Raw genomic sequence first — 22194 nt, 5'->3', positions numbered from 1 at the left:
GCGCGTTTATCCAGAGGCTAGCGCTTGACGCCGCCGTCGCATAGATAGCGCGCCCTTATGGCCCGTATCGAAACCCCCAAACGCATCCGCGGCACGCAGGACATCTTCGGCGACGAGCAACGGCGCTTCGCGCGCGTGCTCGAGGCGTTCGAGACGGTGCGGCGCCTCTATGCTTTCCGCCGCCTTGAAATCCCGGTCTTCGAGGCGACCGAGGTCTTCTCCCGCTCGCTCGGCGAGACGACTGACGTCGTGTCGAAGGAAATGTACACGTTCGAGGACAAGAGCCAGCGTTCGATCACGCTGCGGCCCGAATTCACCGCCGGGATCGCGCGCGCCTATCTGACCGAGGGCTGGCAGCAATATGCGCCGCTGAAGCTGGCGACCGCCGGGCCGGTATTCCGTTACGAAGCGCCCCAGGCCGGCCGCTATCGCCAGTTTCACCAGATCGATGCCGAAGTGATCGGCGCGGCCGAACCGATGGCGGATGTCGAATTGCTGGTGCTCGCTGACCAGCTGCTGCGCGAGCTGGGCATTTCGGACGGCGTCACGCTCCAGCTCAACACCCTGGGCGATGCCGAGACGCGCGATGCCTGGCGGGCCGCGCTGATCAGCCATTTCGGACAGCATCGTGCCGATCTGTCCGCGGAAAGCCAGGACCGGCTGGACCGCAATCCGCTCCGTATCCTCGACAGCAAGGATCCGAGGGACCGGCCGATCGCCGAGGCTGCGCCCGATATCGACGCCTTCATGACGAGCGAGGCCGGCGCGTTCTTCGACAGCGTGACCAAGGGCCTCGACGCGGCCGGCGTCGCCTGGACGCGCAACGCGCGGCTGGTGCGCGGGCTCGATTATTACCGGCACACCGCGTTCGAGTTCGTCACCGACCGGCTCGGCGCGCAGGGTACGGTGCTGGCCGGCGGGCGCTATGACGGGCTGATCGGCGCGCTGGGCGGCAACGAGACGCCCGGCGTGGGCTGGGCGGCCGGCGTCGAGCGGCTGGCTATGCTGATCGACGAGCCAGTGGCCGAGCGGATCGACGCGGTGATCGTGCCGATGGGCGAGGCGGCCGAGGCGCGCGCCATCGGCATCCTCGCCGATCTGCGCCGCGCAGGGATCGCGACCGACATGGCGTTCAAGGGCAATATGAAGCGGCGCATGGCCAGGGCCGATGCGCAGGGCGCGCGCTTCGCGGTGATCATCGGCGATGACGAACTCGCCAAGGGCGTCGCTTCAGTCAAGCTGCTCGGTGCGGGCACGCAGAGCGAGGTGGCGTTCGACGATCTCGCAAGGGTATTGAGAGCCTGATGACGACGATCTCGGCGGAGAGGATCGCGCAGATCGAAGCGCGGCGGGACGAGTTGCAGGCGCTGATGGCGACCGGCGATCTGCCGTCCGAGCGATTCGTCGCCGTCTCCAAGGAATATGCCGAACTCGAGCCGGTCGCGCGCGCCGCGGGCGAGGTGCGGCGGCTGCGCGCCGAGCTGGGCGTGCTGGCGGGCATGGAGAGCGAGACCGATCCCGAGATCCGCGCGATGGCGCGCGAGGAGATCGATTCGATCCGCGAGACCCTGCCGCTCGCCGAGCGCGGGCTGGCGCTGTCGCTGCTGCCGCGCGACTCCGCCGACGAGCGCGCCGCGATGCTCGAAATCCGCGCCGGCACCGGCGGCGACGAAGCGGCTTTGTTCGCCGGCGACCTGTTCCGCATGTATCAGCGCTATGCCGAATCGCAGGGCTGGAAGGTCGAGCTGATCTCCGCCTCCTCGTCCGAATCGGGCGGCTTCAAGGAAGCGATCGCCTCGGTCGAGGGCAAGGGCGTGTTCGCCAAGCTGAAGTTCGAAAGTGGCGTGCACCGCGTCCAGCGCGTGCCGGTCACCGAAGCGGGCGGGCGCATCCACACTTCCGCCGCGACCGTCGCCGTGCTGCCCGAGGCGGAGGAGGTCGACGTCAAGATCGACGACAAGGATCTGCGCATCGACATCTACCGGTCGTCGGGGCCCGGCGGGCAATCGGTCAACACGACCGATTCCGCGGTGCGTATCGTGCATATCCCGACGGGCCTGGTGGTGATCCAGCAGGACGAGAAATCGCAGCACAAGAACAAGGCCAAGGCGATGAAGGTGCTGCGCACCCGCCTGTACGAGCTGGAGCGCGACCGGCTGCACACCGAGCGCGCCGGCGCGCGCAAGTCGATGGTCGGGTCGGGTGATCGGTCGGAGCGGATCCGCACCTATAATTTTCCGCAGGGGCGCGTGACGGATCACCGCATCAACCTGACCCTGCATCGCCTGCCGGAAATCCTGCAGGGCGAGCTGGACGAGCTGATCGGCGCGCTGATCGCCGAGGACGAGGCGGAACGCCTGGCCTCGCTGGATGGCTAAAATCCCCCTCTCGCTTGCGGGAGGGGAGTGCGGCGGCTCTTTGCCCTGCCCGGGGGGCAGGGCTGCTGCCGCACTGGGAGGGCCTGTCCTCCCCGGTCCGCTACTGTGACAAGCCCTCCCCCAACCCCTCCCGCAAGCGGGAGGGGAGTAAGGCAGGCGCTTGCCGAAGCCGCCACCTCCTTCACTACCCTCTCCCAAACCCCCCGCCTCGACGCCGAACTCCTCATGGCGCACGCCCTCGGCACCACGCGCGAATCCCTGCTCCTCCGCCATCTCGACGACCCGGCCCCTGCCACCTTCGCTCCGCTCGTCGTCCGCCGCCTGAAGCACGAGCCGATCGCCTATATCACCGGCACCCGTGCCTTCTGGACGATCGAGCTGCAAATCGGCCCCGGTGCGCTCGTGCCCCGCGCCGATAGCGAGACGCTGATCGAGGCGGCGGTCGAGTATTTCGCTGACCGCGCGCCGAGGACGATCCTCGATCTCGGCACAGGCCCTGGCACCCTGCTGCTCGCCGCGCTCGACCAATGGCCGGGCGCGACCGGCCTCGGCGTTGACGCGTCGGACGTCGCGCTGGACATGGCGATGGCCAATGCCGCGCGCCTCGGCATGGAAAAGCGCGCGCGTTTCGAGCCGGGCAATTGGGCGGACGGCATTGATGGCGCTTTCGACCTGATCCTCGCCAACCCGCCCTATATCGGCACCGGCGAGGCGCTGCCCGCCGAAGTGCGCGACCATGAACCCGCCTCGGCCCTGTTCGCCGGAGCCGACGGCCTCGACGACTATCGCTGCATCGCGCCCCAGCTCCCGCGCCTGCTCGCACCCGGCGGCGCCGCGATCCTGGAGATTGGGTCGACTCAGGCGGAGGCTGTCACCGCGCTGCTCGTCGCGCAGGGCCTGTCGGTCATGCTGCGCTGCGATCTGGGTAATAACCCCCGCGCGCTCATCGCGACTTGAATCAGCACAAAAACGTCACAATATTCTGCTTGGAGATTGCGTCGCCAGCCGCTATTGAGCGGAGCAGGGGCACGCGTTTTCATCATAACCGGTTGAAAACGGGCTGTTGCCCGCCTCCTTCGTCATGCAGTCGCTGCCGTCCGGCGACCGTGGCAGGCACGTATCGCCGATGATCGGCGACGACGAGCCAAGGAGCATGCATCCACATTTCTGGAGCACGACCGGGTTGGTTACGAACGACAGGACACACAAGAATTGATCAATAATCGTCAGGCCGGCCGCCGTCGCGGCCGTGGCGGGCAGCAGCAGCGCCCGCAAGGTAATTCGGGCCGTCAGGATAACGGCAACCGCATCGACAATCGCGCGCGCGGCAACGCCGCCCAGTTGCTCGAGAAATACAAGACTCTCGCCCGCGACGCGCAGATGCAGGGGGATCGGGTCAACACCGAATATTACCTGCAGTTCGCGGATCATTATTTCCGCGTGCTCGCCGAGACGCGCTCGCGCTTCGAGGAGAACCGGCGCCAGAATGGCGGCGCGGCGTTCGACGAGGACGAGCAGGAATATGACGAGGACGGCGAGCCGATCGCCCGCGAGCCCGTTCGCGAATCCCGTCAGGGCAATGGCAATGGTCAGGATCGGGGCCAGGATCGCGGCAACGAGGATCGCGGCAACCAGGCCGGCCAGTATGACGACGAGCGTCCGCGCTCGCGTAACGGCAATGGCGACCGGGCCGAGCGCAACGGCAACAGCTATGGCGACAATGCCAATGGTAACGGGGGCAACAACGGCAATGGCCGTTATGCCCGCGAGGACCGGAACGGCAACGAGCGCAACGGTAACGAACGCAACGGCAATGACCGGGGCAACGACCGGAACGATCGCGGCAACCGTGGCGAGGATCGCGGCAATCGCGCGGCCTATGTCTCGGACGAGGATGTCCGGCAGGAAGCGCCCCGCCAGGAAGCCCCGCGCGCTGAAGTCGCCGCCGAGCCGGTAGCCGAACGCCCGCGTCGCGGCCGTCCGCCCCGCCGCCCGGTGGAGGAAGAGGCCCCGGCCATGTTCGAGGCCAATCTGCTGCCGCCGTCGCTGAGCATCTCGGCGGTGACGGTCGAGGAAGAGCCGGCCGAAAAGCCCAAGCGCCGTCGCGGCCGTCCGCCCGCGAGCGAGACGACGACGGCCGGCTGATCCGGGTCGAAGCGACGAGAACAGGCCGGTCCCGCGAATGCGGGGCCGGCCTTTTTCATGCCTCGCCCGGCAGCGAGGGATCAGTGGAAATCATGCGAGCGGATCGGGATCACCTCCTCCATCTCGGTCTCGAACAACGGCAATCTCCGCCGGTCGCGCGGATCGATCGTGCCGCCATGAGTCGCACCGTCGCCCGGCATCGTCATGTTGGGCAGATCCAGGCCGCCGATCCCGCGCAGCAAAGGGGTGTGATCGACGATCCGGTCGGCAACGACATGGATCACGCCGCTTTCCGATTGCACGCGGCCGACCACACTGATCATCGATGCCGACATCAGGATGCGGCGCTGCGCCTCGAACCGGTCCTTCCACAGGATCGCGTTGGCGATGCCGGTCTCGTCCTCCAGGGTCACGAACACCACGCCCTCGGCGCTGCCCGGTCGCTGCCGTACGAGGATGATTCCCGCCACCTCGACCCGCGCCCCGTCCTTCATCGTCTTGAGGTCGGCGCATTTCCGGATGCGTAGTCGGTCGAGTTCGCCGCGCAGGAAATGGAGCGGGTGGTTGCGCAGGGTGAGCTGAGTCGCCCGATAATCCTCCACCACCTCCCGCCCGGCGGTGAGCGGGGTCAGCGCGACGCCCGGCTCGCGCGCTTCGGGAATGATCGCGCCCGCCCGATTGTCGGCGGCGGTCAGCAGCGGCAGGGGCGCCTGGCCCAGCCCCTTGATCGCCCAGAGCGCCTGGCGCCGGTTGAGGCCGAGGCACTGGAACGCATCGGCCCGGGCGAGCTTTTCGAGCGCCGCCGGCTTCACGCCCGAGCGGCGCCAGGCATCCTCGACCGAGGTGAAGGGCCCGGCTGCGCGGGTTTCCACGATCCTGCCGGCATCCTCCTCGCTGAGCCCCAGCACGATGCGCATGCCGAGCCGAAGCGGCAACAGGCTTTGCCAGTCCGCGTCGGTGCCCCAGAACCGCTCATCGCGCGGCCTGGCATTCGGCGTCCCCGGTACGACGATCGTGTCCCAGTCGCTCCGGTTGATGCACACCGGCAGTGCCTCGACGCCATGCTCGCGCGCATCGCGGACGATCTGCGCCGGCGCGTAGAAGCCCATGGGCTGCGCGTTGAGCAGGGCGGTACAGAAGATCTCGGGATGATGGCACTTCATCCAGGACGAGGCATAGGCGATCTTCGCGAAGCTCGCGGCATGGCTCTCGGGAAAGCCATAGCTGCCGAACCCTTCGATCTGCTTGACCAGCCGCTCGGCGAAATCGAGCGTGATGCCGTTCGCCAGCATGCCCGAGATAAGCTTGTCTCTGAATTCGCCGACACCGCCGGTCTGCTTGAAGGTCGCCATCGCCCGGCGCAGCCTGTCCGCCTCTCCCGCGCTGAAACCGGCTCCAACAATCGCGACCTGCATCGCCTGTTCCTGGAAGAGTGGCACCCCCAGTGTTTTCTTCAGCACTTCTTCAAGTGCGGGGCTGGGATATTCGATATCCACCTTGCCTTCACGCTCCTGTTCCCGGCGCTTGAGATAGGGGTGGACCATGTCGCCCTGGATCGGCCCCGGACGGACGATCGCGACCTGAATGGCGATGTCGTAGAAATTGTCGGGACGCATGCGCGGCAGCATCGACATCTGCGCCCGGCTCTCGATCTGGAACACGCCGAGCGTATCCGCCGTGCAGATCATCGCGAAGGTTTCAGGGTCCCGGTCCTGCAGCACTGCATTGTCGAGCCGCAGATCGATATGCTTGTGCGCGCGCAGCAGGTCGAAGGTGCGCCGCATGCAGCCGAGCATGCCGAGGCCGAGGATATCGACCTTCATCAGGCCAAGCTCCTCCACGTCGAGCTTCTCCCACTCCACCACGCGACGATCGACCATCGCAGCGGGCTCGATCGGCAGCAATTCGTCGAGTCTGTCATGGGCCAGAACGAACCCACCGGGGTGCTGCGACAGATGCCGGGGTGTGCCGATCAACTGAGTCGCCAGATCGAGCGTGAGGGCGAGGCGCGGCTCGGTGGGGTCGAGGTTGAGCGCCTCGACATGGGCTTGCGGCACGCCGTCACTCGACCATCCCCAGACCTGGCCCGCAAGCGCCGCCGTCATGTCTTCGGACAGGCCCAGCGCCTTGCCGACTTCGCGCACGGCACCGCGCGTGCGGAACCGGCTGACCACTGCCGTCATCGCAGCGTGGTTCTCACCGTAAGTCTCGTAGATCCACTGGATCACTTCCTCGCGCCGCTCATGCTCGAAATCGACATCGATATCGGGCGGCTCGTGGCGTTCGGTCGAGATGAAACGCTCGAACAGCAGCTTGTGGAAGACCGGGTCGATCGAGGTGATGCCGAGCACGAAGCAGATCACTGAATTGGCGGCCGATCCGCGGCCCTGGCACAATATCTCCTGGCTGCGCGCGAACCGCACGATCGAATTCACCGTCAGGAAATAGGGCGCGTATCCCATCTGCTCGACCAGCGCGAGTTCATGCTCGAGGAGTGTCGTATAGGCAGGCGGGATCGGTTCGGGCGCGAAGCGTTCCGCCAGCGCGGTGCGCGCCATCTTCGCCAGCGCGTCCTGCGGTGACCTGCCGCTGATCACCACTTCGTCGGGATAGCGATATTGCTCCTTCAGCTCGCGCAACGAAAAGGTGCAGCGCTCGACGATCGCCTCGCTGGCCGCGATCGCCTCGGGATAGCGCTTGAACCGCCGCGTCATTTCCTCGGGCGATTTCAGGTGCCGGTCGGCGCTGCGTTCGCGTCGGAAGCCGAGATCGTCGATCGTGCAGGTGTTGCGGATCGCGGTGACGACATCCTGCAACATGCGCCGCTCAGGGCTATCGTACAGCACGTCCCCGGTGGTGAGCGGTGCCAAACCGAATTGCTGCGCCTTTTCCGCCAGCAAATGCAGCCGTAGCGGATCGCCCGGCCGGCGATGCTGAGTCAGGCACAGATGCCCGCGCGCGCCGAACACATCCGCCATCCAGCGCAGCGCGAGCTGATCTTCCGCGAAGGTCTCGGTCATGCCGGGCACCAGCGCGCCGACCAGTCCCATCGCATGCGCCGCCACATCCTCCCAATGCAGGAAGCATCGCCCTTTCTCGCCCTTCTGCGCATCGGCCCGACCCTTGCCGAGGGTGAGCAGTCTTGTGAGCCGGCTCCACGCCGCCCGGTCTTCGGGCCAGACGAGCAGGGAGGTGCCGTCGACCAGGTCGAGCCGGCAGCCGGCGATCATGCGGATCGGGTAGCCCTGTTTGGAAATCTCCTCCGCGGCGACCAGCGCGCGCACTACCCCGCCGACCGAATTGCGATCGGTGATGCCCAGCGCCGGCATGCCCGCCAGCGCGGCAGCCGCAAACAATTGCTCGGGGGAAGAGGCGCCGCGCAGGAAGCTGTAATGCGTCGTCACCTGCAGTTCGGAATAGGTCATTGGCGATGCGGCACGAAATGACTATATGAGATGTACATTTCATCGAGAGCAGCCGCGATGGGCAAGATGGTGAGCGCAACGGAATTTAAGGCAAAAAGCCTGAAGCTAATCGACGAAATGGAGCGGAGCGGCGAGCCCTTGACCATCACGCGTCGCGGCAAGCCGTCGCTCACCCTCAGCGCGCGCAGGGCAAGTGTGCCTTTGGGGCAGAGCATGTTCGGGTGCATGCGGGGATCGGTGACGATTCTGGGGGACATTGTCGGGCCGGTCGATCCCGATTGGGAAGCCGAATGGCTCGCCAATAATCCGCCAGAGCTGTACGCGCCGAGCACCCCGTCCAAGTGATTCTGCTCGACACGCATGTGCTGCTCTGGCTGGTAGAGGACGGCAAGCGGCTGGGCACCACGGCACGCAAGCGAATCGAGGCGGAGGCGGGCGACGTCTATTTGTCGGCCATGTCGTTCTGGGAAATTGCGATGCTGGCGGACAAGCGGCGCATCGCTCTTTCGATGCCCATGCCGCAATGGTCCGAACGGCTTCTGGGTCAGGGCCATTTCAGGGTCGTGCCGGTCGATGCCGTTATCGCAAGCGATGCCGGCGCCTTGCCCGGCGACATTCATGGCGATCCGTCGGACCGGATGATCATTGCCACGGCGCGGTCGCTTGTTTGCCCGATACTGACGGTCGATCGGCCCATTCTTGCCTATGCGGTGAGAGGCCATGTGGAGGCAATCGACGCAGGGCGCTGACATCACCCGAACGCCCCATGCATGAACCAGGCGAGGTCGCCCGTCTCGGCGCGCTCGCCGTCGCCGCGGCGGAACAGCCAGAAGCGCTGGCCCGCCTCGTCCTCCACCCGGAAATAATCGCGCACCGAATGCCGTTCGGTCGCGCGTTTCCACCATTCGCCGTGAACGCGCTCGGGGCCGTCGGCGCGCACCACCTTGTGCGTCGTGCCGCGCCAGGTGAAGCGGCGCGGCGGCTGGTCGGGCATCTCGGCGATGACGTGATCCAGCAGCTCGGGCCGGCGCAGCATGCGCACCGGGCGCGGCCAGCGATGGTGCCAGGGATGGAGATCGGGCGTGCGGTCGAGCCGCCGGACATCGGCCGGCTTGAGTGGCGGCGCGGCGCGTTCGGGCGGGTCTAGCGCCGGGGCTGGCTCGACCGACCGTTCGGGCACGTCGCTTTCCACGGGTCTTGTGCGCCACAGCCGCGCCGCGCCGATGCGGTTGGCCAACGTATCGACCAGCGGCGCGATGTCGGGCGGGGTCTCCTCGAGCCGCTCCTCGAACGGCACGGGGCCGAGCGGATCGGCGCGGCGGACGTGCAGCGCGAGCGCGTCGATGCCGAATCCCGGCGCGATCTCCTCGATCCGGCGCACCATCAGCCGCAGCAGATGCGCGGGGTCGCGATTGGGTCGGGCAAGGCCGATGCGCAGCCGCTGCGGCACGCCGTCGATCCGGTCGGCGACCAGCTCGATCACGCGCGCGCCCTGGCCTGACTGCGCCAGCGCGGTGACGAGGCGTGGCATCAACAGGGCCAGCCAATGCTCGATCGCCTCGGCGGTCGCGATCGGCTCGGCGAAACGCTGGATCACGGCGATATGCTCGGGCGGCACGACCGGGTGGAGCGGTTCGCCGATCCGCCCGCTTGCCTGGTCGAGCCGCAGCACCAGCATCTTGCCGAACCGGCGCGCGAGCGGCGCGCGCGGCATGGCGGCAAGTTCCCCGATCGTCTCGACGCCCAACCGCTTGAGCAGCTCGATCGCGCCGGGCTCGGCCCGCAGCGCGGCAATGGGCAGGGGGGCGATGGCGGAATCCTGCGCGCCTGGCGGACAGACCGTCACCCCGTTGTGTGGCTGGTGGCCGTAACGCGCCAGCGCCCAGGCCGCGCCCGTGCTGTCCGCCACCGCGATCCGCGCCCGCACGCCCATGCGTGCGAGCAGCCGCACGATCCGCCGCGCCATCCTTTCCTCGCCGCCGAACAGATGCGCGGTGCCGGTCAGCTCGATGAACAGCCCGTCCTCGCCCGACAGCGCGACGATCGGCGACCAGCGCCGCGCGGCAATGAGGGCGAGGCGTTCGAGATCGGCGCGGTCGCCCTCGGGATCGGCCGGACGGATGTCGAGATCCGGCACTTGTGCGCGCGCCTGAGTCACCGCCATGCCGGCGCGGATGCCGAGCAGATACGCGGCATGGCTGGTCGCGGCGACGAGGATCCTGCTGCCCTCGCGGATCGAGGTGACGAGAGGGGCACTTAATTCCTCCCCCGCAGGGGGAGGGGGACCAGCGAAGCTGGTGGAGGGGCTGGCTTGGCGAGACCGTGCCGCGCTCCAAGCCCCTCCACCGCGCAAGCGCGGTCCCCCTCCCCGTTCCGGGGAGGAATTGGGGGAGGAGCCGGGTGCCCCGTCATCGCTTCTCAATCGCGGCAGCGTCGGCCCATCCTCCCCCCGAGCCCAGCGCGCACCCGGGCGCCAGCCACCGTCGCGCGGGGCTGCCTTGATATCGATGACCGGCTGTGTGACCCGCCGCGCGTCAGGCGGCGCGGCGGTGCGTTCCGCCCGCCGCAGCCGATCGATCGGCCAGTCGGGCAGGTAGAGCGAGGCGACCCGTTTCATCGCATGCCTCCATCGTCCATTTATGAGGTTCGCCGCCGCGCTGACGGACCAGTTCGATCCGCCAGCGCGGGCAACCGACACCCTCGACCGGGAGCGGAGTCGAGGGCGCGGCGGCGATTCGCCAGCGCGTCACCGCGGCCGAGGGCACGGCGAGCGGATTGCCGCCCTCGCGCGCATGGCGCTTGAGCAGCAGTGCGATTGTCTTGCCGCCTTCGGCCGCGAGCTGCAGCCGGCGGCTATTGGCCATCGATGCGCTCTTCACCTCGCCGATCACGGCGCCCAGCCCGCGGTGGCGCAGGCCTTCCTCCATCAGCGCGAGCAGCTCGGCATCGTCGCCTGCTTCGGCATAGAGGATGCGCTCGGGCGCGAGCCCGGCCTGATACAGTCCCGGCGCGAACAGGTCGCGCCGCCGCACCACCCACAGGACCGGGCCCCAGGCGCGCGCGGCGATGCCGGCCATGAACAGGGTCGCCGCAGCATCGTCGCCCATGCCGGGGCTGGCCGCGGCGATCTCGTGCAGCGCGCCGAGCGTAAGGCCGCCCGTCGCCAGCCGCGAATCGATCGGGCCGATCCCGAAGGGCAGCACGGCACGACGGCGCAGCCCATCCCCCTCGATCGCGCGAAGCGTATCGCGTAAGGCGGAAAGGGCGGCGGCAGACGACAAACACACGACTCGCTGAATGAGGGTGTTCCTATTTTGTTCCTATCGGCGCCGGAGTCAATCGGCGATGGGAGCGCGGCAGGCGGACATGTGCGGCAATGCGCGTTCCCCGGTCCACAAACGCCCGATTGGCCTGCATTTTTGCACGTGCCGTGGCACGGTCGCTCACAAAGGCCATTTGCCGCGGAAAACACCTGCTTCAGCCTGGATGTCTCACTGCCCCCGTCACCCGGCCAGACCCTCGCCAAGCGCTTTGAAATTTTATAACAAGGCCCGAATGGCGAATCCACGCGTTGCTCTCATGCGAACGCGAACGAAACGCACAATGATCGGAGAGAGCATGGCAAGCGACAGTCCGCGCGCCAATTTACAACCCTTGTCGCTCTACGTGCCGGAACCCAGGTTCCGCCCCGGCGATACGGTCGACTTTACCGAGGTCGCCATTCCAGCGGCTGGCGATACCCGCCGCCCCGACACCGCCGATCGCGCCGGGACCTTCACCGATCTCGCATACCAGCTGGTCCGCGTGCTGGATGACGAGGGCAATGCCGTCGGCCCGTGGAACCCGCGCCTGTCGCCCGATACGCTGCGGGCGATGCTTCGCTCGATGGTGCTGGTCCGCGCCTTTGACGAGCGCATGTTCCGCGCCCAGCGCCAGGGCAAGACCAGCTTCTACATGAAGTGCCTTGGCGAGGAGGCGGTCGCGGTTTCCGCTGCCTTCGCGCTCGATTATGAGGACATGTGTTTCCCGTCCTATCGCCAGCAGGGCCTGCTCATCGCGCGCGGCTGGTCGATGGTCGACATGATGAATCAGATCTATTCGAACAAGGGCGACCGGCTTCAGGGCAAGCAGTTGCCGATCATGTATTCGGTCAAGGAGGCCGGCTTCTTCTCGATCTCCGGCAATCTCACCACGCAATATCCCCAGGCTGTCGGCTGGGCGATGGCGTCGGCAGCAAAGGGCGATACGCGCATCGCCGCCACCTGGTGCGGCGAGGGCTCGACGGCGGAGGGCGATTTCCATTCTGCCTGCACGTTTGCCAGCGTGTACCGCGCGCCGGTSATCYTCAACGTCGTCAACAACCARTGGGCGATCTCGAGCTTTTCGGGCTTTGCCGGCGCTGAATCGACCACCTTCGCGGCACGTGCGATCGGTTATGGCATTGCGGGCCTGAGGGTCGACGGCAACGACGCGCTCGCCGTCTATGCCGCGACTGCCTGGGCGGCCGAACGGGCGCGGACCAATCAGGGCCCGACCCTGATCGAGCATTTCACCTATCGCGCCGAGGGCCATTCGACCTCGGACGATCCCGGCCAGTATCGTTCGGCCGGCGAGGCCACGGCCTGGCCGCTCGGCGATCCGATCAAGCGGTTGAAGGATCACCTGATCCATATCGGCGAATGGGACGAGGATCGGCATGCCGCGCAGGATCTCGATCTCGCCGAGCAGGTGAAGCGCGCGCAGAAGGAAGCCGAGCAGAACGGCATCCTTGGCCACGGCCTCCACCAGCCGCTGGACACGCTGTTCGACGGCGTGTTCGAGGAGATGCCCTGGCATCTGAGGGAACAACAGGCACAGATGCTCGCGGAAGAAACCGCCTCGGGCCGGCCATGGGCACGCAAGTCATGAGCGACATTACCGATCCCGCCGACATCATCGCGCCCGAGGCTGGTCCCGGCGACGTAGTCGCCCCTGAAGGCGGTCCGGACGGCAACGCCCGCATGAACATGATCCAGGCGATCAACTCCGCCATGGACGTGATGATGGCGCGCGATCCCGATGTGATCGTGATGGGCGAGGATGTCGGCTATTTCGGCGGCGTGTTCCGCGCGACCGCGGGCCTGCAGGCGAAATACGGCAAGACCCGCGTGTTCGACACGCCCATCACGGAATGCGGCATCATCGGCGTCGCGGTCGGCATGGGCGCGTACGGGCTTCGGCCGGTGCCGGAGATTCAGTTCGCCGACTATATCTATCCCGCGCTCGACCAGCTCGTGTCGGAGGCGGCGCGGCTGCGCTACCGCTCGGCTGGCGAGTTCACCTCGCCGATCACGGTGCGCTCGCCCTTCGGCGGCGGCATCTTCGGCGGCCAGACGCACAGCCAGAGCCCCGAGGGCATCTTCACGCACGTCTCGGGCGTGAAGACGGTAATTCCCTCGACCCCCTATGATGCCAAGGGCCTGCTGATTGCGGCGATCGAGGACAATGATCCGACGATCTTCTTCGAGCCCAAGCGCATCTATAACGGCCCGTTCGATGGCCATTGGGATCGCCCGACCAAGAACTGGTCGCAGCATCCCGCGGGCGAGGTGCCGACCGGCTATTACAAGATCGAGCTGGGCAAGGCGAAGATCGTCCGCGCCGGCGAGGCGCTGACCATCCTGGCCTATGGCACCATGGTCCATGTCTGCCTCGCGGTGGTCGAGGAGGCCGGAGTGGACGCCGAGGTGATCGACCTGCGCACGCTCGTCCCGCTCGACATCGAGACGATCGAGGCGTCGGTGAAGAAGACCGGCCGCTGCATGATCGTGCACGAGGCGACCCGCACCAGCGGCTTCGGCGCCGAGCTGTCGGCGCTCGTCCAGGAACGCTGCTTCTACCATCTCGAAGCGCCGATCGAGCGCGTGACCGGCTTCGACACGCCTTATCCGCACAGCCTGGAATGGGCCTATTTCCCGGGCCCGGTCCGCATCGGCGAAGCGCTGAAAAAGGTAATGAAGGACTGATTTCGATGGCGCTGCCCATCCCCGTTCGTGTCGAGCGAAGTCGAGACACCTGCGCGGCCCCCTGTTTCTCGACTTCGCTCGAAACGAACGGATTAGACTAATGGCACGCTTCACCTTCAAACTGCCGGATATCGGCGAAGGCATCTCCGAAGCGGAGATCGTCGCGTGGCACGTGGCCGTGGGCGACCGTGTGGAAGAGGACCAGGGCATCGCCGACATGATGACCGACAAGGCGACGGTGGAGATGGAATCTCCGGTCGCCGGCACGGTGGTCGAGCTGGCCGGCGAAGTCGGCGATCAGGTGTCGATCGGCGCCGCCTTGGTGGTGATCGAGACCGATGCGGTTGAAGGCGCGACTGCGCCGTCGACCGAGACGGTGGCCGATGTCGCGCCGGGCGATCTGCCGGAAGAGACCAAGACCGAGGAAGTCGAAGAGCAGATCGAGGCGGAAACGCCGGGTGAGGAGGGCATCGAATCCCCTCAACCGTTCGTTTCGAGCGTAGTCGAGAAACCGGCCCCGGCAGTTGAGCCAGGTGTCTCGACTTCGCTCGACACGAACGGTGAGAATAAGGCCGCCGCGCCCCACGCCCATGTCCTCGCCTCCCCCGCGGTCCGCGCCCGCGCGGCCGATCTCGGCATCGACCTCGCCTCGGTAAAGTCGGAAGGTGACCGCATCCGTCACGCCGATCTGGACGCCTTCCTGCGCTACGGCAGCGGACAGGGCTATCACGCCCCGCACGCATCGCGCGCTCGCGTCGATGAGGCGATCAAGGTCATCGGCATGCGCCGTCGCATCGCCGAAAACATGGCTGCCTCGAAGCGCGCCATCCCGCACTTCACCTATGTCGACGAAATCGACGTCACTGCGCTCGAAGACATGCGCGCCGATCTCAACGCAAATCGCGGCAACCGGCCCAAGCTGACCATGCTGCCGCTGATGATCGTCGCGATCTGCAAGTCGATCCCCGATTTCCCGATGATCAACGCGCGCTATGACGACGAGGCTGGATTGGTCACCCGCCATGGTTCGATCCATCTCGGCATGGCGACGCAGACGCCGGCCGGTCTGATGGTCCCGGTGATCCGCGACGCACAGGATCTCAATGTCTGGCAGCTCGCGACCGAGATCGCCCGCCTCGCCGAGGCCGCCCGCACCGGCAAGGCGAAGTCGGAGGAACTCAGCGGCTCCACCCTCACCATCACCTCGCTCGGGCCGCTCGGCGGCATCGCCACCACGCCGGTGATCAACCGGCCCGAGGTCGCGATCATCGGCCCGAACAAGATCGTCGAGCGCCCCGTCTTCCGCGGCGACGACATCGTCCGCGCCAAGCTGATGAATCTTTCGATCAGCTGCGATCACCGCGTGGTCGACGGGTGGGATGCGGCAAGCTATGTGCAGGCGCTGAAGAAATATCTCGAGACGCCCGTGCTGCTCTTCGCCGACTGACCATGTCGAACCGCCTTGTCCCAGGGTCGATCGAGGCGCAGCAGCGCACGCTCGCGATGGGCGTGGTGCTGGCTTTGCCTGTCGCCATCGGGCTGTGGTTCTTCATCGACCGTTCCATGCCACCCGTCCCGGGCATGGCGACTCAGACCGCGCGCTTCTTCTTCGCGCTTCACTGCGTCGGCATCGCGACCCTGCTCGCCCTGCTGCCGGGGATCGAGGCGGTCGCGCATGAAAGGCTGGTGACCCCCGCGATCGATCCGCTGGCCGGCGCCGAATCGCGGCGGATGCGGGTCAACCAGCGTTATGTCCAGAACACGATCGAGCAGCTCTGGCTGTTCGTCCCCGGCCTGCTCCTGCTCGCCGTCCAGGCGCGCGACGGCGCGTCGATGCGCGCGGTCGTCGCCTGCACCATCGTCTGGGTCATCGCGCGCTGGGTGTTCTGGATCGGCTATCTGCTCGCGCCCCGCTTCCGCTCGGCGGGGCTGGTCGGGATGGTGCAGAGCATGATGGTCCTGCTCTATTGCGTCGGCCGATTCGGCTATCTCTGGCTCGGCTGGTGGGGCGCGGTCGCGCTGGTCGCGCCCTTTGTCGCCGCGGAGCTGTTTATCATGCTCCTGCTCCGCTGGGAACATTGGCGGGCCGAAGAGGCCGCCTGACGCATCCCGCCTGTCCCCTCGCGCGTTTCAGCGGCGAAGAGGAGGCAGACCATGTCCGAACCGCTCACTGACTGGAAGGTCCTGCCGCACGGCCGGCTGGCCGAGGTCGCGCCGAACATCCTCACCGTCACTGGCACGATCCACATGCCGATCGGCGATTTCCCGCGCCGCATGACGATCGTCCGGCTGCGCGACAGCCGGCTGGTGGTGTTCAGCGCGATCGCGCTCGACGAGGAGCAGATGCGCGAGATCGAGGCGTTCGGCGATCCCGCCTGGCTGATCGTGCCCAATGCCCATCACCGCCTCGACGCCGGCATCTGGAAAAAACGCTATCCCTCGCTCCTGGTCATCACCCCGCCCGCCGCGCGGGAAAAGGTCGCTCAGCTGGTGCCGGTCGATGCCACCAATGTCGATTTTGGCGATCCTGCGGTGACGTGGATCGTGGTGCCCGGCACGCATCAGGGCGAATCGGCGCTGCGAGTCGACGGGACGGACGGCACGACGCTGATCCTCAACGACATCATCGGCAATATCCGCGACGCGCACGGCTTCAGCGGATGGCTTCTCAAGCTGATGGGCTTTGCCGGCGAGGAACCGCACGTGCCGGGCCCGGTCAAGCTGGGCATGCGCAAGAACAAGACCGATCTCGCGGTACAGCTTCGCGCCTGGGCCGCCTTGCCCGGTCTGAAGCGCATCATCGTATCGCATGGCGACACGATCGAGCACGATCCGCGCGGCGCCCTGGTCGCGCTGGCCGAAGCGCTGGAATGACCGTGCCGCCGGGCGCGGCGCCGCTCCGCGACCTTATGGCCGCCGCAGCAGCGATACCGTGCCGTGCCCGCCATCGGCGCAGACGCTGACCACCGCCCAGGTGCCGCTGGGCTTGTCCCACAGCTCCTTCACGGCCTGGCTGAGGTCGCGCGCGCCGGTCGCGGCGAAGGGATGGCCGATCGCCACCGATCCGCCGTTCGGGTTGACCCGATCCCAGGGGAAGGGCCCGAAATCGAAATCCACGCCGGCGCGGTCGCGCGTCCAGCCCGGCTTCTCCAGCGCGGCGACATTGGCCAGCACCTGCGCCGAAAAGGCCTCATGGATCTCCCATAGCGCGACGTCCTCGTAACGCAGCCCGTGCCGCGCCAGCAGCCGGGGAATGGCGAAGCTCGGCGCCATCAGCAGCCCATCCTCGGCATGGTCGACCGCCGCGGTTTCGTGGTCGACCAGCTCGGCGTGGAAAATGCCGTCGGGCAGTTTCTTCAGCCCGGCTCCGGTCGCGACCCAGCAGCCGGCGGCGCCATCCGTGATCGGCGAGCTGTTGCCCGCGGTCAGCGTGCCCGTGCCGCTGGTCTTGTCGAAGGCGGGCGGCAGGGTGGCGAGCTTCTCGGCCGAGGTGTCGGCGCGCGGATTGGCGTCGCGGGTGATTTCGGGCAGCGGGATGACCAGGTCGTCGAAAAAGCCGTTCTCCCAACCGGCGACGGCGCGCTGGTGGCTCTTCAGCGACCAGTCGTCCTGCGCCTCGCGCGAAATTCCCCAGATCTTCGCCGTCTCCTCCATATGGTCGCCCATGGTGCGCCCCGTGATGCGGTTGGCGAAACCCTTGATCGGCAGCACTAGGTCGTTCGGGGTCAGTGCCTGCAGCGCGGCGAGCGCGGCAGCGGGGTCGGTGCGGAACAGCTTCACGATCCGCTTCGACGCGTCGAGCTTCAGCCCGATCGGCGGGTTGCTCATCACTTCGGACCCGCCGACCAGCGCCAGATCCTTGTCGCCGCCGAGCATGCCCGCGGCGGCGAAGGCCGCGACCATCGAGGTCGAGCAGGCCAGCACCGCCGAGAAGGACGGCACGGTCGGGTCGAGTCCGGCATCGAGCCAGATTTCGCGCCCGATATTGCTCCAGCCGAGGCTCGGGATCACCGTACCCCACACGAACAGGTCGGGCCGCGCGACTGCCGCCATCGCCTGGGCGACCGGCACTGCCATGGTGATCGCGTCATGATCGGCGAGCGCCCCGCCGCCACGTCCGAACGGCGTTCGAAGACCGGCCGCGATATAGATGGGCTGGGCGAAGCGCTGCATGTCCGGTCTCCTTCGTTTCGACCCCGAATCTGATGTCGCGGGCCCGCGCCTGCAAGGCCGCGAGGCGAAGAAGAATTATTCAACCGATTAGTTGACAGTTTGGGCTTGCGCGGCAATATTAAACCACATGGTTGAACGACTCGACATCACCTTCGCCGCCCTCGCCGACCCGACCCGGCGTGCAATGCTCGCCAGCCTGTCCGGCGGCGAGCGCAGCATTAGCGAGCTCGCCGCGCCGCATGCGATGAGTTTCGCCGGCGCCTCGAAACATGTCCAGGCGCTGGAGCGCGCCGGGCTCGTCGAACGCCGAAAGGCCGGCCGGCAACAGCTGTGCCGGTTGAAGGCGGAGCCGCTGCGCGAGGCCCAGGCCTGGCTGCGCCAATGGGAGGCGTTCTGGACCGGGCGGCTCGACATCCTCGACGAACTGCTCAAAGCCGAGAAGGAGAGAGCAGAATGACCGCACCCGTCATCCTCACCATCACCCGCGATTTCGACGCCACGCCGGAGGCCGTGTTCGATGCGTGGCTCGACCCCGAAAAGGCGGGGCAGTTCCTGTTCAAAACACCTGATGGCGAGATGTGCACGGTCGAGATCGATGCCCGTGTCGGCGGCCGCGCGCTGATCGTCGAGCGTCGCGCTTCGGGCGATGCCCATCACCGCCTCCGCTATGAGGAGATCGATCGCCCGCGCCGCCTGGTCTTCCTGTTCGCGGCGGATCCGGCGGAGGAAGGCGAATGGACCCGAGTATCGATCGACATCGTGGCGAAAGGGCAAGGCGCAACGCTGACCCTCACGCACGAGATGGACCCCGCATGGTCCGCCTATGAGGAACAGACCCGCAAGGGCTGGACGATGATCCTCGACTCGCTCGCTTCGGCTCTGGAGAAATGACCATGCCCGCCATCGAAAAGACTGCACCCGGCACGATCCGACTCGAACGCGTACTCGACGCGCCGATCGACACCGTGTGGAAATATCTGGTCGATGCCGATCTGCGCGCCTTGTGGTTCGCCGGCGGCACGCTCGAACCGCAGGTCGGCGGCCAGGTCGAGCTCGTTTTCGATCACGACAATCTCTCGGCGGACGACGTGTCCTATCCCGAGAAATATTGCGCGCATCGCGGCGCCGTGTCGCACGAGCGGGTGACGGCGTTCGAGGCGCCGCATCTGGTCGCCTGGAGCTGGGACGGCGGCAAGGAAGGCGAGGCCCGGTTCGAACTGACCGCGATGGGTGACAAGACCCGGCTGGTGCTGACGCATAGCGGCATTTCCGGCCCGGCCGGCATGGCCGATTTCGGTGGCGGCTGGCACGCGCATCTCGCGGTGCTGATGTCGAAATTCACAGGCGAGCCGGTCCGCGATTTCTGGGCGCTCCACGCGGCCTCCGAGGTCGCGGTCAGGGAAGCGCTTGGCGGGAATGGGTGAAGCCTTCAGCGCAGGGCCGTTGAACGAGGGCGGAAATTTGCAGGTGCCGAGTTTACCTTTCCGATAATTTGCCTGATAGAACATGACGGTCCCGTGACAGAGCCGATAGTGGTTCCTGTCTTGGGGATGGCGGGCAAAGGGGTGGCTTGATGGTCGCGTCAAGGGGTGGCTTCGGCAAGCGCTGCGCCGCGCGTCCTGTCCAGGCGATATCCGCTCTGTCCAACCGGGCTGTTCGATGAGCATGGCGATCAGCGCCATTGCTGCCCTGCTGCTGACCGGCATCTCTTCAAGCCCCGACCCGATCCAGCCCGCGACACCGTCGCCGACCATCGCCGCCGTCGATCAGGATGCGCCCGTCCTGCCTGCGCCGGTGACATCTCCGGCGAAGGAACAGGATGTCACGACGGCTCCGGGAGCGCCCAGGCCCTCGGCCGCGACCCCGCCCGCGCCGCATTCCACCACGCAAGGCGGCGATATCGTGGTCACCGCGCGTCCACATGTCGTCGCCGGAGATCCGCTGCAGCAGGTGAACGCCGATTCCTTCGCCGCCACCCAGAAGGTCGACCGGGTCCTGGTCGGCCCGGTGGCGCTGACCTATAAGCGCGCTGTCCCCAAACCAATCCGCACCGGCCTGCGCAACGTTCTCAACAATCTGCGCGAGCCGGTGGTGTTCCTGAACTTCCTGCTGCAGCTCAAGCCGGGCAAGGCCGCGGAAACGGCCGGGCGTTTCGCGATCAATTCCACCATTGGCGTCGGTGGACTGGTCGATGTCGCGAAGCTCCAATCGATCAACCTGCCGCGCCGTCCGAACGGGTTTGCCAATACGCTCGGCTATTATGGCGTGAAGCCAGGCCCCTTCCTGTTCGTGCCGCTGATCGGGCCAACGACCCTGCGCGACCTGATCGGGGGCGGCGTCGACCGCCTCGTGTTGCCCATCGCCGTGGGCACGCCATTCGACAAAACCTATTATTCCATTCCGAGCGGGGTCCTCAGTGCGGTCGATTATCGCGCCGAGTTCGACGAGCAGCTCAACAAGCTGCGCGAGGATTATCCCGATCCCTATGCGGCCGCGCGCGCTTATTATCTGAACCGTCGCCAGGCCGAGATCGACGCATTGCATGGCAAGGGCGGCAAACAGCCTCGCCCGGCGATCACCCCCGTCGAAGCGGTCTTCCCGCAATCGACGCCGGTGCCTCCTGCCGCGCCGGCACCGGCGGACGATCCCGCCGCCGCGCCAGCGGATCCACCGTCCCAACCGCCATCGGCCGCGCCGCCCCAGCCGTAACGCCGGGCCCCCTCGACGGGGTATCGCCCCGTTCAGACGATCTCGAACAACCCCGCCGCGCCCATGCCGCCGGCAGTGCACATCGACACCACGACATAACGCACCCCGCGCTTGCGCCCTTCGATCAGCGCATGGCCGACCAGCCGCGACCCGGTCATGCCGAACGGATGCCCCACCGCGATCGCGCCGCCATTGACGTTGTACTTGTCCGGATCGATGCCGAGATGATCGCGGCAATAAAGGCACTGGCTGGCGAACGCCTCGTTCAGTTCCCACAACCCGATATCCGCGACCGACAGCCCGGCCCGCGCCAGCAGCTTGGGGATCGCGAAGATCGGGCCGATGCCCATCTCGTCCGGCCCGCACCCGGCCGCCTGGAAGCCGCGATAGATGCCGAGAATCTCCTTGCCCTCGGCCTCGGCAGTCGCCCGGTCCATCAGGATCTGCGCCGAGGCGCCGTCGGACAATTGGCTGGCATTGCCCGCGGTGATGTTCGATCCCGGCCCGGTGAATTCGCCGCCGGGCCATACCGTCTTCAGACCCCGAAGCGCCTCCAGCGTCGTACCGGCGCGAATGCCTTCGTCCTGCGACACGGTCACCGTCTCGGTGCCGGTCCGGTTGCCTTCCTTGTCGAACACGGCCTTGTCGACCGTGATCGGCGCGATCTCCTCGGCGAACGCGCCCCGCTCCAGCCCTGCCGCCGCACGCTGCTGGCTCTGCGCGCCGTATGCGTCCTGCGCCTCGCGGCTGATGCCATAGCGCTCGGCGACGATCTCGGCGGTCTCGATCATCGGGATATAGGCGGTCGGTTCCTTCGCGATCACTGACTTGTTGATGAAGCGCGGTGCGTCCTTGGTCACCGTCAGGCTGATCGATTCCATGCCCCCGGCCAGCGCCACGTCCATCTCGTCGCACATGATCGATCGCGCCGCGAGCGCCACCGCGGTCAGCCCCGATCCGCATTTCCGGTCGAGCGAAAAGGCCGGCACGCTTTCGGGCAAGCCGCCGGCGAAGATCGCCATCCTCCCGGCATTGCCGCCCTGCGTGCCCCATTGCCCGCCGACGCCCCAGAATACTTCGTCGATCCGCGCCGGATCGATCCCGGCACGCGCCACCGCGGCGTTCATCACATGCCCGGCCAGCACCGGCGCCTCAGTGATGTTGAACGCCCCGCGATACGCCTTGCCGATCGGGGTACGGGCCGTGGCGACAATGGCAGCTTCACGCATGGAGAGTCCTTTCGAGGATTGGGTATGGCGAGCGCTCTAGGCGGGATGGAAGGATTTGGGAAGGCCGCGCCTCTGCACGATTTCTCCACATGCGCCGGATGAGGCGTCGATGGAGCCCGCCTAGACCAGA

Annotated in this window: 20 protein-coding genes; 15 read left to right on the top strand and 5 right to left on the bottom strand. The window is 67.0% G+C overall.

What is annotated here, in order from left to right; all coding sequences use genetic code 11:
• Positions 1-57: 57 nt before the first annotated feature.
• The 4 genes from hisS (at position 58) to AC1DX5_RS04645 (ending at position 4523) form a co-directional block, all read left to right on the top strand.
• Entirely contained in the window at positions 58-1305 is a 1248-nt protein-coding gene (gene hisS, locus AC1DX5_RS04660; protein ID WP_465170807.1) for a histidine--tRNA ligase, read from the top strand.
• Positions 1305-2378: a peptide chain release factor 1 gene (prfA, locus tag AC1DX5_RS04655; RefSeq protein ID WP_465170806.1), complete on the top strand. Its 1074-nt coding sequence runs from the start codon at positions 1305-1307 to the stop codon at positions 2376-2378. The genes hisS and prfA overlap by 1 nt, the downstream gene beginning before the upstream one ends.
• A 105-nt stretch (positions 2379-2483) precedes the next feature.
• A complete protein-coding gene (gene prmC, locus AC1DX5_RS04650; protein ID WP_478014372.1) occupies positions 2484-3335 on the top strand; it encodes a peptide chain release factor N(5)-glutamine methyltransferase in 852 nt (283 codons plus the stop codon).
• Between the two features lie 255 nt (positions 3336-3590).
• Positions 3591-4523 carry a DUF4167 domain-containing protein gene (locus AC1DX5_RS04645; protein ID WP_478014371.1) on the top strand — a complete coding sequence of 311 codons (933 nt, stop codon included), beginning with the start codon at positions 3591-3593 and terminating at the stop codon, positions 4521-4523.
• 80 nt (positions 4524-4603) lie between these two features.
• Here AC1DX5_RS04645 and AC1DX5_RS04640 read toward each other — a convergent pair whose 3' ends face one another.
• Positions 4604-7948: an error-prone DNA polymerase gene (locus AC1DX5_RS04640; protein WP_478014370.1), complete on the bottom strand. Its 3345-nt coding sequence runs from the start codon at positions 7946-7948 to the stop codon at positions 4604-4606.
• A gap of 57 nt (positions 7949-8005) precedes the next feature.
• Here AC1DX5_RS04640 and AC1DX5_RS04635 point away from each other — a divergent pair, with 57 nt between their 5' ends.
• Both AC1DX5_RS04635 and AC1DX5_RS04630 read left to right on the top strand, forming a co-directional pair.
• Positions 8006-8293 carry a type II toxin-antitoxin system Phd/YefM family antitoxin gene (locus AC1DX5_RS04635; protein ID WP_465174941.1) on the top strand — a complete coding sequence of 96 codons (288 nt, stop codon included), beginning with the start codon at positions 8006-8008 and terminating at the stop codon, positions 8291-8293.
• Positions 8290-8697, top strand: a complete 408-nt coding sequence (locus tag AC1DX5_RS04630) for a type II toxin-antitoxin system VapC family toxin (protein ID WP_465174940.1) — start codon at positions 8290-8292, stop codon at positions 8695-8697. The genes AC1DX5_RS04635 and AC1DX5_RS04630 overlap by 4 nt, the downstream gene beginning before the upstream one ends.
• Before the next feature lie 2 nt (positions 8698-8699).
• Here AC1DX5_RS04630 and AC1DX5_RS04625 read toward each other — a convergent pair whose 3' ends face one another.
• Together AC1DX5_RS04625 and AC1DX5_RS04620 are read right to left on the bottom strand one after the other, a co-directional pair.
• Positions 8700-10565: a Y-family DNA polymerase gene (locus AC1DX5_RS04625; protein ID WP_478014369.1), complete on the bottom strand. Its 1866-nt coding sequence runs from the start codon at positions 10563-10565 to the stop codon at positions 8700-8702.
• Positions 10483-11229 carry an ImuA family protein gene (locus AC1DX5_RS04620; RefSeq protein ID WP_465170799.1) on the bottom strand — a complete coding sequence of 249 codons (747 nt, stop codon included), beginning with the start codon at positions 11227-11229 and terminating at the stop codon, positions 10483-10485. The genes AC1DX5_RS04625 and AC1DX5_RS04620 overlap by 83 nt, the downstream gene beginning before the upstream one ends.
• 337 nt (positions 11230-11566) lie before the next feature.
• Here AC1DX5_RS04620 and AC1DX5_RS04615 point away from each other — a divergent pair, with 337 nt between their 5' ends.
• The 5 genes from AC1DX5_RS04615 to AC1DX5_RS04595 all read left to right on the top strand — a co-directional run bounded on the left by AC1DX5_RS04615 (position 11567) and on the right by AC1DX5_RS04595 (position 16827).
• Complete coding sequence (locus AC1DX5_RS04615; protein WP_478014368.1) at positions 11567-12856, top strand: thiamine pyrophosphate-dependent enzyme; 1290 nt, start codon at positions 11567-11569, stop codon at positions 12854-12856.
• 92 nt (positions 12857-12948) lie between these two features.
• Entirely contained in the window at positions 12949-13953 is a 1005-nt protein-coding gene (locus AC1DX5_RS04610) for an alpha-ketoacid dehydrogenase subunit beta (protein ID WP_465177182.1), read from the top strand.
• A 100-nt stretch (positions 13954-14053) separates the two neighbouring features.
• Positions 14054-15400 carry a dihydrolipoamide acetyltransferase family protein gene (locus AC1DX5_RS04605; RefSeq protein WP_478014367.1) on the top strand — a complete coding sequence of 449 codons (1347 nt, stop codon included), beginning with the start codon at positions 14054-14056 and terminating at the stop codon, positions 15398-15400.
• A 2-nt stretch (positions 15401-15402) separates the two neighbouring features.
• Positions 15403-16056: an MAPEG family protein gene (locus AC1DX5_RS04600; RefSeq protein WP_478014366.1), complete on the top strand. Its 654-nt coding sequence runs from the start codon at positions 15403-15405 to the stop codon at positions 16054-16056.
• 51 nt (positions 16057-16107) lie between these two features.
• Entirely contained in the window at positions 16108-16827 is a 720-nt protein-coding gene (locus AC1DX5_RS04595) for a hypothetical protein (RefSeq protein ID WP_478014365.1), read from the top strand.
• Positions 16828-16860: 33 nt separating this feature from the next.
• On the opposite strand, the gene AC1DX5_RS04590 is transcribed toward AC1DX5_RS04595, so the two are convergent.
• Positions 16861-18126 (bottom strand): thiolase family protein, encoded by a 1266-nt coding sequence (locus AC1DX5_RS04590; protein ID WP_478014364.1) that lies wholly within the window; start codon positions 18124-18126, stop codon positions 16861-16863.
• A 127-nt stretch (positions 18127-18253) separates the two neighbouring features.
• Here AC1DX5_RS04590 and AC1DX5_RS04585 point away from each other — a divergent pair, with 127 nt between their 5' ends.
• The 4 genes from AC1DX5_RS04585 to AC1DX5_RS04570 all read left to right on the top strand — a co-directional run bounded on the left by AC1DX5_RS04585 (position 18254) and on the right by AC1DX5_RS04570 (position 20835).
• Positions 18254-18583 (top strand): ArsR/SmtB family transcription factor, encoded by a 330-nt coding sequence (locus AC1DX5_RS04585; RefSeq protein WP_465170793.1) that lies wholly within the window; start codon positions 18254-18256, stop codon positions 18581-18583.
• Positions 18580-19017, top strand: a complete 438-nt coding sequence (locus AC1DX5_RS04580; RefSeq protein WP_478014363.1) for an SRPBCC family protein — start codon at positions 18580-18582, stop codon at positions 19015-19017. Before AC1DX5_RS04585 ends, AC1DX5_RS04580 begins: the two co-directional genes overlap by 4 nt.
• Positions 19018-19019: 2 nt before the next feature.
• Entirely contained in the window at positions 19020-19550 is a 531-nt protein-coding gene (locus tag AC1DX5_RS04575) for an SRPBCC family protein (RefSeq protein WP_478014362.1), read from the top strand.
• Between the two features lie 235 nt (positions 19551-19785).
• On the top strand, positions 19786-20835 hold the full coding sequence (locus tag AC1DX5_RS04570) for an MlaA family lipoprotein (RefSeq protein ID WP_478014361.1): 1050 nt from the start codon (positions 19786-19788) through the stop codon (positions 20833-20835).
• A gap of 32 nt (positions 20836-20867) precedes the next feature.
• Here the strand turns inward: AC1DX5_RS04570 and AC1DX5_RS04565 are convergent, their stop codons facing one another.
• On the bottom strand, positions 20868-22064 hold the full coding sequence (locus AC1DX5_RS04565; protein ID WP_478014360.1) for an acetyl-CoA C-acyltransferase: 1197 nt from the start codon (positions 22062-22064) through the stop codon (positions 20868-20870).
• Positions 22065-22194: the final 130 nt, after the last annotated feature.

The sequence above is a fragment of the Sphingomonas sp. P2_B6 genome, assembly GCF_056404755.1.
Note: the sequence above shows the minus strand (reverse complement) of the source record. Positions and strands in the feature narration are given on the sequence as shown.

Excerpts from the sequence above, each read along its gene's own strand:
- AC1DX5_RS04585 (WP_465170793.1), top strand. The coding sequence starts at position 18,254 with ATGGTTGAACGACTCGACATCACCTTCGCCGCCCTCGCCGACCCGACC.
- AC1DX5_RS04565 (WP_478014360.1), bottom strand. The coding sequence starts at position 22,064 with ATGCGTGAAGCTGCCATTGTCGCCACGGCCCGTACCCCGATCGGCAAG.
- AC1DX5_RS04575 (WP_478014362.1), top strand. The coding sequence starts at position 19,020 with ATGCCCGCCATCGAAAAGACTGCACCCGGCACGATCCGACTCGAACGC.
- AC1DX5_RS04595 (WP_478014365.1), top strand. The coding sequence starts at position 16,108 with ATGTCCGAACCGCTCACTGACTGGAAGGTCCTGCCGCACGGCCGGCTG.
- prfA (WP_465170806.1), top strand. The coding sequence starts at position 1,305 with ATGACGACGATCTCGGCGGAGAGGATCGCGCAGATCGAAGCGCGGCGG.
- AC1DX5_RS04605 (WP_478014367.1), top strand. The coding sequence starts at position 14,054 with ATGGCACGCTTCACCTTCAAACTGCCGGATATCGGCGAAGGCATCTCC.
- AC1DX5_RS04610 (WP_465177182.1), top strand. The coding sequence starts at position 12,949 with ATGAACATGATCCAGGCGATCAACTCCGCCATGGACGTGATGATGGCG.
- AC1DX5_RS04600 (WP_478014366.1), top strand. The coding sequence starts at position 15,403 with ATGTCGAACCGCCTTGTCCCAGGGTCGATCGAGGCGCAGCAGCGCACG.
- AC1DX5_RS04640 (WP_478014370.1), bottom strand. The coding sequence starts at position 7,948 with ATGACCTATTCCGAACTGCAGGTGACGACGCATTACAGCTTCCTGCGC.
- AC1DX5_RS04625 (WP_478014369.1), bottom strand. The coding sequence starts at position 10,565 with ATGAAACGGGTCGCCTCGCTCTACCTGCCCGACTGGCCGATCGATCGG.
- hisS (WP_465170807.1), top strand. The coding sequence starts at position 58 with ATGGCCCGTATCGAAACCCCCAAACGCATCCGCGGCACGCAGGACATC.
- AC1DX5_RS04590 (WP_478014364.1), bottom strand. The coding sequence starts at position 18,126 with ATGCAGCGCTTCGCCCAGCCCATCTATATCGCGGCCGGTCTTCGAACG.
- AC1DX5_RS04635 (WP_465174941.1), top strand. The coding sequence starts at position 8,006 with ATGGGCAAGATGGTGAGCGCAACGGAATTTAAGGCAAAAAGCCTGAAG.
- AC1DX5_RS04580 (WP_478014363.1), top strand. The coding sequence starts at position 18,580 with ATGACCGCACCCGTCATCCTCACCATCACCCGCGATTTCGACGCCACG.
- AC1DX5_RS04570 (WP_478014361.1), top strand. The coding sequence starts at position 19,786 with ATGAGCATGGCGATCAGCGCCATTGCTGCCCTGCTGCTGACCGGCATC.